This window comes from Diaminobutyricibacter sp. McL0608 (genome assembly GCF_039613825.1).
Classification (GTDB): Bacteria; Actinomycetota; Actinomycetes; order Actinomycetales; family Microbacteriaceae; genus Diaminobutyricibacter.
This window is the reverse complement of sequence record NZ_CP154826.1, coordinates 2,016,455-2,030,523: the sequence shown is the minus strand read 5'-3', so window position 1 is coordinate 2,030,523 and position 14,069 is coordinate 2,016,455. Positions and strand designations below refer to the sequence as shown.

General features: G+C 65.7%; 10 protein-coding genes and 1 pseudogene. 7 read left to right on the top strand and 4 right to left on the bottom strand.

The genetic code is table 11. From position 1 onward, the window contains the following. Nucleotides 1-188 precede the first annotated feature (188 nt). The 4 genes from AAYO93_RS09580 (at nucleotide 189) to AAYO93_RS09565 (ending at nucleotide 6,391) form a co-directional block, all read left to right on the top strand. On the top strand, nucleotides 189-392 hold the full coding sequence (locus AAYO93_RS09580; RefSeq protein WP_163289618.1) for a cold-shock protein: 204 nt from the start codon (nucleotides 189-191) through the stop codon (nucleotides 390-392). Between the two features lie 217 nt (nucleotides 393-609). Then, nucleotides 610-1,260: a hypothetical protein gene (locus AAYO93_RS09575; RefSeq protein ID WP_345764746.1), complete on the top strand. Its 651-nt coding sequence runs from the start codon at nucleotides 610-612 to the stop codon at nucleotides 1,258-1,260. A 1-nt stretch (nucleotide 1,261) separates the two neighbouring features. Next, the gene (locus tag AAYO93_RS09570; RefSeq protein WP_345764745.1) at nucleotides 1,262-2,812 is read left to right on the top strand and encodes a DNA polymerase Y family protein; all 1,551 of its coding nucleotides are present in this window, start codon (nucleotides 1,262-1,264) and stop codon (nucleotides 2,810-2,812) included. Nucleotides 2,813-2,866: 54 nt separating this feature from the next. Then, a complete protein-coding gene (locus AAYO93_RS09565; RefSeq protein ID WP_345764855.1) occupies nucleotides 2,867-6,391 on the top strand; it encodes an error-prone DNA polymerase in 3,525 nt (1,174 codons plus the stop codon). A 23-nt stretch (nucleotides 6,392-6,414) separates the two neighbouring features. Here the strand turns inward: AAYO93_RS09565 and AAYO93_RS09560 are convergent, their stop codons facing one another. From AAYO93_RS09560 to AAYO93_RS09550, 3 genes are all read right to left on the bottom strand, one after another. Next, nucleotides 6,415-7,137 (bottom strand): VIT1/CCC1 transporter family protein, encoded by a 723-nt coding sequence (locus AAYO93_RS09560; protein ID WP_345764744.1) that lies wholly within the window; start codon nucleotides 7,135-7,137, stop codon nucleotides 6,415-6,417. Between the two features lie 38 nt (nucleotides 7,138-7,175). Beyond that, a complete protein-coding gene (locus AAYO93_RS09555) occupies nucleotides 7,176-9,005 on the bottom strand; it encodes a DEAD/DEAH box helicase (protein WP_345764743.1) in 1,830 nt (609 codons plus the stop codon). A gap of 94 nt (nucleotides 9,006-9,099) precedes the next feature. Then, nucleotides 9,100-9,918 carry a mechanosensitive ion channel family protein gene (locus AAYO93_RS09550; protein WP_345764742.1) on the bottom strand — a complete coding sequence of 273 codons (819 nt, stop codon included), beginning with the start codon at nucleotides 9,916-9,918 and terminating at the stop codon, nucleotides 9,100-9,102. A gap of 139 nt (nucleotides 9,919-10,057) precedes the next feature. Here AAYO93_RS09550 and AAYO93_RS09545 point away from each other — a divergent pair. The 3 genes and pseudogenes from AAYO93_RS09545 to AAYO93_RS09530 form a co-directional block, all read left to right on the top strand. After that, nucleotides 10,058-11,171: pseudogene (locus AAYO93_RS09545) on the top strand (SulP family inorganic anion transporter); the annotation flags it as partial. A gap of 75 nt (nucleotides 11,172-11,246) precedes the next feature. Next, on the top strand, nucleotides 11,247-11,774 hold the full coding sequence (locus tag AAYO93_RS09535) for a sodium-independent anion transporter (protein WP_345764854.1): 528 nt from the start codon (nucleotides 11,247-11,249) through the stop codon (nucleotides 11,772-11,774). A gap of 25 nt (nucleotides 11,775-11,799) precedes the next feature. Continuing rightward, nucleotides 11,800-12,597, top strand: a complete 798-nt coding sequence (locus tag AAYO93_RS09530) for an SGNH/GDSL hydrolase family protein (RefSeq protein ID WP_345764741.1) — start codon at nucleotides 11,800-11,802, stop codon at nucleotides 12,595-12,597. 25 nt (nucleotides 12,598-12,622) lie between these two features. Here AAYO93_RS09530 and AAYO93_RS09525 read toward each other — a convergent pair whose 3' ends face one another. Then, nucleotides 12,623-13,879, bottom strand: a complete 1,257-nt coding sequence (locus tag AAYO93_RS09525; RefSeq protein WP_345764740.1) for a D-alanyl-D-alanine carboxypeptidase family protein — start codon at nucleotides 13,877-13,879, stop codon at nucleotides 12,623-12,625. Nucleotides 13,880-14,069 lie beyond the last annotated feature (190 nt).

The following is a 14,069-nucleotide window of genomic DNA, read 5'->3' as shown; positions in this document are numbered from 1 at the left end:
AACGTGCTCGTAGGGTGGATTAGCAGCAACCTGTGAGTAGGCTTAGGGTAAGTCGTTGTGTTTTGCATGTATGGAGCGGTTGCGTACCGGACCCCCGGAACGTTGCGATCCTTTCAGGAGCAGGCTTACAACACGCGACCCAGGGCCTCGACGTTCGAGGTCAATTAACGCTCCTGGAGGAGTTTGTCATGGCAACAGGTACGGTCAAGTGGTTCAACGCAGAAAAGGGCTTTGGTTTCATTGCTCCCGATGACGGAAGCGCCGATGTTTTCGCGCACTACTCCGCAATCGCGAGCTCGGGCTACCGCTCGCTCGACGAGAACCAGAAGGTTGAGTTCGAGGTGACGCAGGGCCCCAAGGGTCTGCAGGCGGAGAACATCCGCCCCATCTGAGCTCAGTGAGTGAGTCTCTGAACTCTTGAGAGCCGGGTCTTCGGACCCGGCTCTCTTTTTTGTGTCGCGCTTGATTCCTGCTCACAAAAGCGGCAAACCATTTGCGTTCTTCGAACATATGTTCGAAAATTGAAGAGTGTCCTCATCTGCCGCTACTCTCACCGAACCGGGGCCGGATCTCGCCCAGGTGAGTGATCTGCAGGCCCGAATCCGGCAGATGCAGGCAACGAAACTCGAGACCAGAAACCTTCAGACCCACCCTGCTATCGCAGGTCTTCTCCCCGGTGGGGCTCTGCGTGCGGGGGCAGCGTATTCGGTGCAGGGTTCCACGACGCTTCTGATGGCGCTGCTGGCGGGTCCATCGGCAGCCGGCGCGTGGTGCGGTGTCGTCGGAATGCCCGATTTCGGTGCAGAAGCTGCCGGTCGTTTCGGCATCGACCTCGAAAGGCTGGTGCTCGTCCCGCACCCCGGCGATCAGTGGCTCACGGTCACGGCCGCCGTGGTCGATGTGCTGACAGTAGTGGTCGTTGCGCCTCCCGAGCGAGCCAAAGACGGTGACATCGCTCGCCTGAGCGCACGCCTGCGGCAGCGCGAGGCAACCCTGATCGTGGTCGGTGACTGGCCTCAGGCTGAGGCGAAGCTCAGTATCACGAACAGCGGATGGCACGGGCTCGGCTCAGGCAACGGCTACCTCTCATCCCGTCAGGTCACCGTCACGGCGACGGCCCGCGGTGGTATGGGAGCTTCACGCAGTGCACGGCTCTGGTTGCCCGATCCGGGTGAGCATTTCCGATCCACCGAAGCCGAAACGCGAGTGCAGCCACGCGCACCGGTGCTGACGGCAGTGACGCTCGAAGCGGTGGGCTGACATGCCGGCCGTGACAAGGGCGATCGTGTTGTGGTGCCCGGATTGGCCGGTCATCGCGACGATGCATGCTCAGCAACTTGCAGACGACATCCCTGTCGCCCTCGTGGAACGCAACCTCGTCTTCGCCTGCTCGCCGGCTGCGCGGGCGGAAGGGGTCAAACGTGGTCTCCGCGTCCGGGAAGCACAGGCGAGATGCACGCAACTGCAGGTGTTCCCCTACGATCCCGTCCTCGACGCACGCGCCTTCGAACCCGTCCTTGCCGCGATCGAAGAGATCATGCCCGGCGTTCAGCTGGTCCGTCCGGGAACATGCGTGCTCCGTGCCAGGGGTCCCAGCCGCTACTACGGCAGTGAGCAACTCGCGGCGGCTGAAATCCTTCGCTGCCTCGAGAGATTCGACATCGCCGGTGCCAGGGTAGGCATCGCCGACGGGCCGTTCGCTGCTGAGCAGGCGGCCAGGAGCACCGGGCGTGACGCCATCCGCATCATCCCGGCCGGACAGTCGCCGGACTTCCTGGCATTGCTTCCGGTCTCCCTGCTCCCCCAGGCGGAGCTGACAGCGCTGTTCCGGCGACTCGGCATCCACACCCTGGGTGACCTGGCTGCGCTCGACACCACCGATGTGCGCGAACGGTTCGGCGAACTGGGTGCCCGCAGCCACCTGCTGGCGAGCGGACTCGACAGTGCTGGAGTCGTACCGCGCACTCCCCCGAAACAACTGGACCGCACAATCGAATTCGAACCGCCCCTCGACCGCATCGACCAGGTCACGTTCGCCTTCCGGGCGACGGCCGACACCTTCATCGCTGGACTCACGAAAGCGGGACTGGTGTGCACATCCATCCGCATCGAAGTGACTTCGGAGTCCGGCCAGGTCAGCGAACGCACCTGGCTGCACCCACGCCTGTTCAGCGTGACGGATGTGGTCGACCGGGTGCGCTGGCAACTGCAGGGAAGCGGAGCGATCGACAGTGGGCTGGGATCGCCGATCGTCCAGGTGCGGGTGACGCCGGAAAGTGTCGACGACATCGGCCATCACGAAGAGGGGCTGTGGGGCGGCGGGGCAGACGAACGGATCCATCACGGTCTTTCCCGGGTGCAGAGCATGCTCGGCCATGACGCTGTGCTCACTGCCACCATCGGTGGGGGCCGTATTCTGGCCGAACGCCAGCAGTTGGTTGCCTGGGGTGACCGGGCGACCGGAGCGGCAGGTGCGAAGCAGCCGTGGCCGGGAAGTCTGCCGGCGCCGGCACCGGCGACGGTGTTCGAGACACGACGCAGGGTCGGGGTGTTCTCATCTGTCGGCGAGCCGGTCTTCGTCGACGACCGCGGCACAGTCTCGGCAGAGGTGGCGTTGTTCTCGGCAACCGGGTCCATCCGGGACGCGCGTGAAGTCAGCGGATGGGCTGGGCCGTGGCCCATCCTCGAACGATGGTGGGATGCGGCCCAGCAGCGCAGCATCCAGCGATTCCAGGTGGTCGATGCGGACGACACGGCCTGGCTGCTCATCCTCGACGGCGAGGAATGGTCGGCGGAGGCCCGCTATGACTGAGCACGCCATCCGCAGCATCCGCGGCAGCGCAGCATCCGGGCACGGGGGTGAATGATGGGCTGGAACAATCCACCGATCCCGTGGGCGGAATTCGAACGGCGCCTGTCCGACACCCGTCGCACCGGAGGACCGCCGCACGACGGCGACGGTGGCGACAGTCCGGCGTGGTCGCGCAAACGTGAGCCATACCTGCCACGCGAACTGCCGGACGACGACCAGCCCGATCCGGACCACGTGCCGTATGCGGAACTCCACGCGCACTCCAACTTCAGTTTTCTCGACGGTGCGAGCTCGCCCGAAGAGCTGCTCGAAGAAGCCACCCGGCTGCGACTGCACGGGCTGGCACTGACCGACCACGACGGACTGTACGGCATCGTGCACCTTGCTGAGGCAGCGGAGGGGTACGACCGGGTGAAGACGATCTTCGGGGCCGAACTGTCACTCGACCTGAGCAAACCGCAGAACGGTGAAGCCGACCCCGAAGGCAGCCATCTGGTCGTTCTGGCCAGACAGGAGGAGGGGTACCATCGCCTGGCCGGAGCGTTGACGGCGGGGCAGCTCGCCGGTGCGGAGAAAGGTCGCCCGGTGTACGACCTCGACGATCTGGCCGACCGGGCAGGCGGGGAATGGATGATCCTGACCGGCTGCCGCAAAGGCGCCGTCCGGCGCGCCCTCTCGGGTGGTCTTCCATGGTCGGGCGCCGGGAGCTCTCGGGGCGGCACTCCCCTGGGCGGCACAGTCCTCGGCGGCGGTGTCAGGAGCCCCGCACCCGATGCAGCGGCTGCGGAACGCGAGGTCATGGAGCTCGTGGAGCGGTTCGGTCACGAGAACGTGCTCGTGGAGCTGGTCGACCAGGGCAATCCGCTCGACAGTACCGACAACGATGCGCTGGCGGAGATCGCTGCCCGGCACGGGCTTTCGGTGGTGGCGACCAACAACGTCCACTACGCGACACCTGCACAGTACCCGCTGGCTTCTGCTCTCGCCTCGGTGCGTGCCCGCAGAAGTCTCGACGAAATGGATGGCTGGCTGCCCGCATCCGATGGCGCGCATCTGCGCAGCGGACGCGAAATGGCGACACGATTCGCCCGCTACCCCGGAGCAGTCGAGCGCACAGTCGAGATCGCCGATGAGCTGTCGTTCCGGTTGCGCAGTGCACGCCCGAAGCTTCCGAAACAGGATGTGCCTGAGGGTCACACACCGATGAGCTGGCTGCGCGAACTGACCTGGCAGGGGGCGGCACGGAAATACCCCGGCCTCGAATCCGCGAGACACAATGCGAAGCGGGAGCGGATCCAGCGTGAACTCGACGTCATCGAGGCAAAAGATTTCCCCGGCTACTTCCTCATCGTCTACGACATCGTGAAATTCGCCCGCGCACAGGGCATCCTCTGCCAGGGCCGGGGGTCGGCCGCGAACTCGGCGGTCTGCTACCTGCTCGACATCACAGCCGTCGACTCGATCAAATACAACCTGCCGTTCGAGCGATTCCTGTCGAGCATGCGCGAAGAGGAGCCCGACATCGACGTGGATTTCGATTCGGATCGTCGTGAAGAGGTCATCCAGTACGTCTACCGTCGCTACGGACGCCTCAATGCGGCACAGGTGGCGAACGTGATCACGTACCGACCGAAGAACGCGGTCCGCGATATGGCGAAGGCGCTCGGCTACAGCCCCGGACAGCAGGACGGCTGGTCGAAGCAGATCGATTCGTGGGGGTCGGTGCAGACCAGCGTCGACCACGACATCCCTGACAACGTGGTCGAACTCGCGCAGCAGGTACTGCGGTTCCCACGGCATCTGGGCATCCACTCCGGCGGTATGGTGCTCACCGATCGTCCGGTCGGCGAGGTCTGCCCCATAGAACACGCCCGCATGGAGAACCGCACGGTGTTGCAGTGGGACAAAGACGACTGCGCCTGGATGGGCCTGGTCAAGTTCGACCTGCTCGGACTCGGGATGCTCAGTGCACTCGACTACTCGATGAAGACGATCGCGTCCGCCATCGGGGAGCAGTGGACACTCGACACCATCCCAAAAGAGGAGCAGGGCGTCTACGACATGCTGTGCCGCGCGGATTCGATCGGGGTCTTCCAGGTCGAGAGCCGGGCGCAGATCGGCACGCTCCCCAGGCTGCAGCCCCGCGAGTTCTACGACCTGGTCATCGAGATCGCCCTCATCCGGCCGGGGCCGATCCAGGGCGGTGCCGTGCATCCGTACATCCGTCGCAAGCTCGGCAAAGAGGAGGTGACCTACCTGCATCCGGCCCTCGAACCGGTGCTCGAACGCACCCTCGGTGTGCCGCTGTTCCAGGAGCAGCTGATGCAGATGGCGGTCGCTGTCGGCGATTGCACTGCCGAAGACGCAGACCTGCTGAGGCGGGCGATGGGCTCCAAACGTGGCCAGGAGAAGATCGGGTCGCTACGGGAGAAGCTGTACACGGGCATGGCCGGCAACGGCATCACGGGAGCCGACGCGGATGCGATCTACGGCAAGATCGAAGCGTTCGCGAATTTCGGTTTCGCCGAAAGCCACGCGATCAGTTTCGCGCTGCTCGTGTACGTGAGCTCCTGGATGAAACTGCACTACCCCGGTGCGTTCCTGGCGGCACTGCTGCGGGCGCAGCCGATGGGCTTCTACTCGCCGCGAACGCTGACGGCGGATGCGCGCAGGCACGGGGTGGAGGTGCTGCGCCCCGACATCCTGCGTTCCGAGGTGTTCCCCGTGCTCGAGCCGCTCGAAGCGACTGCCCCGCTCGAACCAGCCGCAGGCGGGTCACCCGTCACGACGTGCGTCGACCCCGACCAGCCTCCGATCGCTTCGTTCGATCGTTCGGTTCCGCTCGACTACAACGCACATCGGAGGGACGCAGGATTCGCCGTACGGCTGGGACTCGCCGGTGTCACGTCGATCGGCGAGAAGCTCGCTGAACGGATCGTGACCGAACGGACCACCCATGGCGCCTACACCGACCTCGGCGACCTGGTGCGCCGGGTCGGGCTGAATGTGGCTCAGCTGGAGGCACTCGCGACCGCGGGAGCGTTCGACACGCTGGGACTCAGCCGGCGACAGGCGATCTGGGAGGCGGGCAACGCGGCACAGGAGAAACCCGACTACCTGAGTGGGACGACGATCACCGTGCAGCCTCCCCTGCTGCCGATGCTCACCCCGCCGGAACAGCTCGCGTCCGACCTGTGGGCGACGGGGATCTCGACAGACGACCATCCCATCCGGTTCCTGCGGCCGCAGTTGAGCGATCGGGGGGTGTACCGGGCGGACCAGCTGATGGGAGCGGAAACCGGCAGACGCATCGAAGTCGGCGGTGTCGTCACCCATCGGCAGCGCCCGGCGACGGCAGGCGGAGTGACCTTCCTCAACCTCGAAGACGAGACCGGACTTGTCAATGTGGTGTGCCCGGTCGGGGTGTGGAACCGCTACCGGAGGGTCGCGAGGGAAGCTCCGGCGATGATCATCCGCGGAATGCTCGAACGGTCAGAGGAGGGCGTGGTCAACGTGATCGCGGATCGACTGGAAACCCTCACGACGGGGATACGGACGAACTCGCGCGACTTCCGCTGAAGCCCGAGCAGCCTGAGAAATGATCAGGCGATTCCTGTGGTTCCGAGCAGCGAGCCGATGAGGAACGTCGCAATCAACGCGAGCGCACCACCGATGACGACACGAACCATCGCGCGGCCACGCGAGCTTCCCCCGATGTATGCAGCGACATAGCCCGTGATCGCGAGGGCGATCAACACGACCACGAACGTCACGATGATCCGGATCGACGCGGGCAGGAACAGGATGGACAGCAGCGGAAGAATCCCACCGATCGTGAAGGCGATAGCGGAGGCGATGGCCGCGTGCCACGGGCTGACCACATCGTTCTGGTCGATGTTCAGTTCCGCGGACAGGTGTGCCGCGAGCACGTCGTGCTCGGTGAGTTCGAGGGCGACCTGCCGCGCGGTCGCCTTGGTGAGACCTTTCGCCTCGTACAGTCCGGCGAGTTCTTCGAACTCTTCTTCCGGCATTTCGGCGAGTTCGCGTTTCTCTTTTTCGATGAGGGCGTGCTCACTGTCTCTCTGGCTGCTCACCGACACGTATTCGCCGAGGGCCATCGAGACGGCCCCGCCGACCAGCCCGGCGAGGCCGGCTGTGAGGATGGGCGGGATGGCACTTGTTGCACTGGCGACACCGACGACGATGGCGGCCACGGATACGATGCCGTCGTTCGCGCCAAGCACTCCCGCTCTCAGCCAGTTGAGCCGTTGGGCGAGTCCTTCGCGGTGCGGCTCGTCGTCGTGGTTCCCGTTCTCTGCGGTCATGACAGAAGCCTAGAACCCTCAGACCGACTGGGACGGCGCTACGAGCCGAGCCGACGCCGCAGGAAGTCGATTCGTGCCTGCAACTGCGTGACGCTGGCCTGGGCGACGGCCGGACCGCCGCACACGCGACGCAGTTCGGCGTGGACGAGACCGTGCGCTTCGCCGGTGTTCTTCGCGTACAGGCCGACAAGGCTGTTCAGCAGACTCCGTTGTTCTTTGAGGTTGCGGTACAGCGGCGCGGGCGGGTGGGCCGCGTTCTCTGCGCTCCCGGCCTGCTGGGGTCGCGACGACCCCCGCCGTGCTTGTCGCGCCTGGCGCTGGGTGAGGAGTTCGTGTACCTGTTCCGGTTCGAGGATGCCGGGCAGTCCGATGAAGTCGTGTTCTTCATCGCTGCCGGGTACGGCGTAGCTGCCGAACTCGGCGCCGTCGTAGAGGACACGATCGAAGTTCGCTTCGGAAGCGAGCGCTTCGAACGCGAACAGGTCCTGGAGGCTGTCTGACGCCTTGTCGTCCCGATTCGCTTCGGCGACCATGGCGTCTTCGGGGTTGTAGAGGTCGCCTTCTTCTTCGCCGGTGCGGATGCGGTCGAGGGCGTGGTCTCGCTCGAGTTCGAGCTGGGCCGCCAGGCTCATCAGCATCGGCACGTTCGGCAGGAACACTGACGCCGTTTCGCCGCGGCGACGCGCACGAACGAATCGCCCGATCGCCTGCGCGAAGAACAGCGGAGTGGATGCGCTGGTCGCATAGACGCCTACGGACAGCCGGGGCACGTCGACGCCTTCGGACACCATGCGCACGGCGACCATCCATCTCGAGGCCCCTTTCGAGAACTCTTCGATCCGCTCGCTCGCCTCTTTCTCATCCGAGAGCACGACCGTGACCGGTTCTCCGGTGAGCTGACGGAGGATGTCGGCGTAGGCGCGCGCGGTGTAGTGGTCGGTGGCGATGACGAGACCGCCCGCATCCGGGATCGTGTTCCGCACCTCGGTGAGCCGGCGATTCGCCGCGCTCAGCACCGCGGGTATCCACTCCCCCTTGGGGTCGAGCGCTGTACGCCACGCCTGGGAGGTGATGTCTTTCGTGTTGCCTTCGCCGAGCCGCGCCTCCATCTCGTCGCCGGCCTTCGTGCGCCATCGCATGTGACCCGCGTAGATCATGAAGATGACCGGCCGCACGACGCCGTCTTCGAGGGCGCGACCGTAGCCGTAGTTGTAGTCGGTCTGCGAGGTCCGGATGCCGTGACGGTCGGGCAGGTATGTCACGAACGGGATGGGCGCCGTATCGGACCGGAATGGAGTTCCGGTGAGCGCGAGCCGCCGGGTGGCGGTTTCGAACGCCTCGCGGATTCCGTCGCCCCAGCTGAGAGCGTCACCGCCGTGATGGACTTCGTCGAGGATGACCAGCGTACGGTAGTTGTCGGTGATGTCACGGTGGAGGCTCGGCCGCATGGCCACCTGGGCGTAGGTGACGGCGACACCCTTGTAATGGCGGCCGTAGCGGCCGTCCGCGTTCTTGAACGTCGGGTCGAGGCGGATGCCGACCCGCTCGGCCGCCTCCGCCCACTGCCGTTTGAGGTGTTCCGTGGGTGCCACGACCGTCACGCGTTCGACCACGCGCCGCGCAAGCAGTTCCGTCGCGAGACGGAGGGCGAATGTGGTCTTGCCCGCCCCGGGGGTCGCGGCCGCGAGGAAGTCGCGCGGCTCGTGGACGAAGTATGCGTCGAGCGCTTCCGCCTGCCACGCGCGGAGCTTGCTGGCGGTACCCCACGCTGCGCGCTCGGGGAACGATGGCGACAGATGCTCCGCCGCGAAGGTACCGACGTGCGCACCCTGGCGTTCGGGTGTCGGAGGCAAGGTCGGCGTATCCACTTGGAACCAATTTACCGGCTCCCACCGACAGCCGCGGACGGGTCGGATGAGTCGGACGGCTCGGCCCGGTCGGCCGGGTCGAACCGCCGCGTCCTCAGACAGACGGCTGCGGGATGACCGGGTCAGCCGTCTCGAGCGAGGTGACGGTCGCGCTTATCCCGGCCGTCCGCAGGGCGACAGTGACCGCAACGATGACGTTGGAGGTCACGATCTCCTGGGCGGACGGATCGTGCCAGAAGTCGACGCCGAATGTCATCCTGTCGTCTGCGAGCTGTATCGCCCGGATCTGCACGGGCCGGTCGCTGAGACCCTCGGCTGAGGCTGCAGCATCGGCCACGACGGCGGACAGGGTCTCGAACGAGTCGGTCGAGAGCATCCTCACCTGGATGCTCGTTCTGAGGTCGCCGCGCTCGCTCCGGTTGATGAGCGGGTTGTCGAGCACGGACGAGTTCGGGAGGTGAACGCTTCTGCCGTCGAGAGTGTGGATGATGACCGCACGTGCGTTCATGTCCTGGACTGTGCCGACATATCCCTGGGTCTCGACCCACTGACCGAGGTCGATCGGACGCCGGGACTGCAGCACGATCGCGGCACCCCAGTTGCCGGCGATGTCGCGCAGGGCGAGTGCGGCGATCAGTCCCACGATGATGGCACTGACGATCAGCGGCTGCAGATTGGCACCCAGGAAGGTCAGCGCGATGCCGACACCGAGGAGCACGATGATGTATTTCGAGACGCGCGCCAGCAGCGCGACGAGTGCGCTGCTCACGTTGGGCCATCTCCGGCCGACCGCCAGCACGGCCCTCTTCGCGAGCGAGCCGAAGACGAACCCCGCGACCAGCGAGAGGATCGCGAAGGTGATGTCCCAGCCCGACAGGTTCGCGTCCTGGAAGAAGCTCGCGATCTTGTCCATGACCGCAGTAAACCAGTAGGAGCCGTCTGCCTGCGCACGGCACGCTGGTGGCACGAGGCGGTGGCACTGCGCGCTGGTGGCAGCCGGACGCCCGCCACTAGGCTCGCAGCCAACAGGCGTTCGATCGGGAGGTCGGATCATGAGCGATGTGGTTCAGACCGATCGAGTCGCCAGACCCCGAGCCGTGCTTCCCGGTCTCACGCGGCACAACCTCCTCCGCGAGTTGCTCGCCGGGGTGACACTTCTGGCGATTGCGCTGCCTGTGAACATCGGCTATGCGCAGATCGCGGGCCTTCCTGCGACCGCGGGTCTGTATGCGCTGATCGTGCCCGCGGCGATCTGGGCGCTGGCCGCGTCGTCACGTCAGCTGGTCGCATCTCCGGACGCCGCGGCGTCCGCCTTGGTCGCCTCCAGCCTCGGCGGCCTGGCTGTCGCAGGCGGCAAGGACTATGCGACCCTCGCACTCGCGCAGGCGATCATCGGCGGCGCGATGTTCCTCATCTGCGCATTCTTCAAACTGGGATTTCTAGCGAACTTCCTCTCGAAGCCGATCCTGACCGGCTTCGTCGGCGGTCTCGCACTCGACATCCTTCTCGACCAGGTCGCCAAGATGCTGGGCGTGAAGATCCAGTCGGGTGAGGAGTTCGTCGTCAAAGTGGAGCAGCTGATCACTGGTCTCCCGATGCTGAACATCTGGTCCGTGCTGATCGCGACTGTCTCGATCGCGATCATCCTGGTCGGCCGCAGGTTGCTTCCGCATGTTCCCTGGGCACTGGTCGCTTTGGCTCTCGCGACGATCCTGACCGCGACGCTGGGGCTCGAGGATGCGGGTGTCGCCGTCCTCGGTACGGTGCAGGCGGGGCCACCACAGCTCACGTGGCCGATCATCAGCTGGGGTTCCTGGCTCGCTCTGATCCCGAGCGCTGCAGCGTTGACGATCGTGGCGATGGGCGAGGGCCTGCTGGTCTCGCGCCTACGCGGGGAAACGGAACTACCCCGTGAATCTGAACCGGGACCTTTTCGCGTTCGGCGCTGCCAACATCGCGGCAGGCGCGTCGGGCGCGTTCACGATGGGGTCTTCCACGTCCAGGACTGCCGCAATGGACCAGGCCGGTTCCCGCACGCAGGTGCCGGCGCTCGTGACAGCGGTCGCGACGCTGCTGCTCGTGGTCTTCGGCACGAGCGTGCTGGAGCACATCCCCTCGCCCGCGATCGGTGCGATCATCACGGTGGCCGTCGTACCGCTTCTCGGGTTCGGCGAAATGGCTGCGCTCTGGCGGGTGCGCAAGTTCGAGTTCGCTGTCGCGGCGGCGTGCTTCCTCACCTCCTTGCTCGTCGGACCGATCCAGGGCATCCTCGTCGCTTTCGTGCTGGCCCTCGTCAACCTTGCGAAGCGGGCGGCTGACCCGCCGGCGGATGTGCTGAACGCGCAGGACGTGCCAGAGGGAGCCCTCATGGGGGTGCAGCCGCGCGGGTTCGTGACAGCGCCGGGAATCGTCGTGATCCGTTTCGCCGCGCAGGTGTTCTTCGCAAACGCCTCGGCTTTCAAGGATGCGGTGGAGGCGGCCGTGTCGGATGCGCGCGAGAAGGTTCGTCACGTCGTGATCGATTGCGAGTCGATCACCGACATCGACGTCACCGGCGCGGACAGCGTGGCCGAGACCAAGGAGTGGGTGCTGGAGCGCGGACTCACTTTCGGGTTCTCGCGCGTGCGTCCCGACTTCGCCCGCATCCTCGGCGAGTTCGGTCTGGATGCCGGGACCACGTTCTACGGCACGAACGCGGACGCGATCGCGCGGCTCACTGCCCTGGACAGAGCTGACGGAAGCAACGAGGACGGCTCAGCGCAGGTGTGAACCCGATCGCGTGCAGAATGGATGCATGGCCGAAGCTCAGCATCCCTGGTCCCGCTATGTCGCGGTCGGCGACTCGTTCACCGAGGGCATCGGTGATCCGGAGCCGGGCAGCCCTGGGGGTCACCGCGGCTGGGCCGATCGTGTGGCCGAAGTGCTCAGCAGCCAGACCGAGGATTTCGCCTACGCCAACCTGGCTGTGCGGGGCAAGCTGATCAAGCAGATCCTCGATGAGCAGGTGGAGCCCGCGCTGGCCCTGCGTCCGGATCTGGTGACGATCTCCGCGGGCGGCAACGACGTGATCCGCCCGGGCACCGACCCCGACCAGATCGCTGCGCTGTTCGACGCAGCCGTGGCCCGTCTGACGTCCGATGGCGCTACCGTCGTCGTCTTCACCGGCGTGGACGTCGGCTTCTCCTCGGTGTTTCGGGGCATCCGCGGCAAGGTGGCGATCTACAACGAGAACGTTCGGGCCGTTGCAGCCCGCCACGACTGCATCGTCGCCGACCAGTGGTCGTTGACGGAGATTCAGGATGCGCGGATGTGGGCACCGGACCGGCTGCATCTCGCCCCGCTCGGCCACCACACGGTCGCGCGGATGGTGCTCGCCGCTCTCAACGTCGACAACGACCTGCAGCCGTTGGAGCCGGAGCCGCTGCCGGTGCGCACCTGGCGCCAGGCACGGGCCGAAGACCTGTCCTGGGCCCGCGAATACCTCGTGCCGTGGGTGATCCGGCGGATCCGTCACCAGTCGTCGGGTGATCAGGTCCTTCCCAAGCGTCCGGAAGCGGCCCCGTTCGTGTACCCGGGCTATCCGGGCGACTGACCGGTCGTACCGCAGCGGGGAGGGGTCAGGCTCCCAGGCCGCCCGGGTGGGCCATACGCCACCAGAAGCCTGGATCGGGCAGCTTCGACTTGAGCGCGAGCTGCGCCGTCTCGGTCTTGCCGTTGAGCGTGAACGCGACCTGGCCGACGACCTCGCCGGCGTTGCCGAGCTGCACCGGACGCGTCTGGATCGATACAGTGACCGGGGTGTCCGACCACACGAGGAAGGTCTTGGTCGCGGTTGCGACGAGCTTCGACTTCGCGCCCCATACTGTCGTGTAGGTTCCGAAGACCTGTCCGTCGGTGGCGACGTCGACTTGATGGAAGCCGTTCTGCATGCTGGTGAGGAGCGTCTTCACCGCCGCCCACAGTTGATCGTGGGTCGGCGCGCCGATCACGACACCGAGCACACGCACTTTGCTCGATCCGACGGCGACGTCGGCCGAGAACATCAGGCAGTTGCCGGCCTGATCGGTGTTTCCGGTCTTGATCCCGTCGATCCCGTCGACGCCCAGAAGCTCGTTGGTGTTCTGCTGAATTCCCGCGCCGGGAAGGGTCGCCGCTTTCGTCGCGACGATCGAAGGCAACACGGGATCGGCGAGCACGAGCTTACCGATCGCGATGAGGTCTTTGGTGGTACTGCGGCTACCCGGATCGAGGCCGCTCGCGTCGACGACGTGCGTGCCGCTGAGGTTGTGCGAGGCGAGCCACGATTTCGCGGCCGCGAGGTACGCGCTCATGCTTCCGTAGGCCCAGTTCGCCAGCGAGATCGCATAGTTGTTGGCCGACGGTAGAAGCATCGCCTCGAGCGCTTGTTTCTCGCTCATCGACGTTCCGGAGACGACCGGTGCCCACGACCCGCCCTCAGCGACGACCTCGTTCCACACTTTTACGTCAGCGTCGGTGAAGTGGATGCTCGGACCGTCGTCGCCCGCTTTGAGCGGCTTCTTCGCGAGTACCACCAGTGCGGTGATCGTCTTGGTCATGCTTGCGATGGGAAGGCTGGCGTTGGTTCCGTGGAACTCGGAGACGCCCGGATAGTCGAGGGCGGTGATAGCACTCGCTCCGAAGCCGGGCCAGGACAGCTGGGCTGCCGGCTGGGCGATCGACTGCTCGTGGTCGGTGACGGCCGCCGTCGCGGGCATCGGCGCTACCAGCGAGCCTGTCACGTACATCACGGTGACGAGGAAGAGCCCGAGGATGCCGAAGACGACGATGCGACGCCTGCGGTACGTTCGACGCTTGGTCGATACGCGCGTCTCACGGCGGGGCTGATCTGGCACGCGTTAGATCATAATGCGGGCTTCCAGTGGATGCCCTGAATGGCCCCCGAGCGTCGCGATCCCGGTGACGTGGGAGTGCCGGAGACGATCGGACGACCGGATGCGGTCGATCACCGGCCCTGGAGCGCCCATGGCGTTTAGGTTGCACGAAAGTGCCGATGAGCGGGTCGGAATCAATGCTCCGAAGTGC

What these genes read in the sequence shown, in the direction of transcription:
- AAYO93_RS09530 (WP_345764741.1), top strand. Translation starts at nt 11,800, where the DNA reads ATGGCCGAAGCTCAGCATCCCTGGTCCCGCTATGTCGCGGTCGGCGAC.
- AAYO93_RS09560 (WP_345764744.1), bottom strand. Translation starts at nt 7,137, where the DNA reads ATGACCGCAGAGAACGGGAACCACGACGACGAGCCGCACCGCGAAGGA.
- AAYO93_RS09570 (WP_345764745.1), top strand. Translation starts at nt 1,262, where the DNA reads ATGCCGGCCGTGACAAGGGCGATCGTGTTGTGGTGCCCGGATTGGCCG.
- AAYO93_RS09575 (WP_345764746.1), top strand. Translation starts at nt 610, where the DNA reads ATGCAGGCAACGAAACTCGAGACCAGAAACCTTCAGACCCACCCTGCT.
- AAYO93_RS09565 (WP_345764855.1), top strand. Translation starts at nt 2,867, where the DNA reads ATGGGCTGGAACAATCCACCGATCCCGTGGGCGGAATTCGAACGGCGC.
- AAYO93_RS09580 (WP_163289618.1), top strand. Translation starts at nt 189, where the DNA reads ATGGCAACAGGTACGGTCAAGTGGTTCAACGCAGAAAAGGGCTTTGGT.
- AAYO93_RS09550 (WP_345764742.1), bottom strand. Translation starts at nt 9,918, where the DNA reads ATGGACAAGATCGCGAGCTTCTTCCAGGACGCGAACCTGTCGGGCTGG.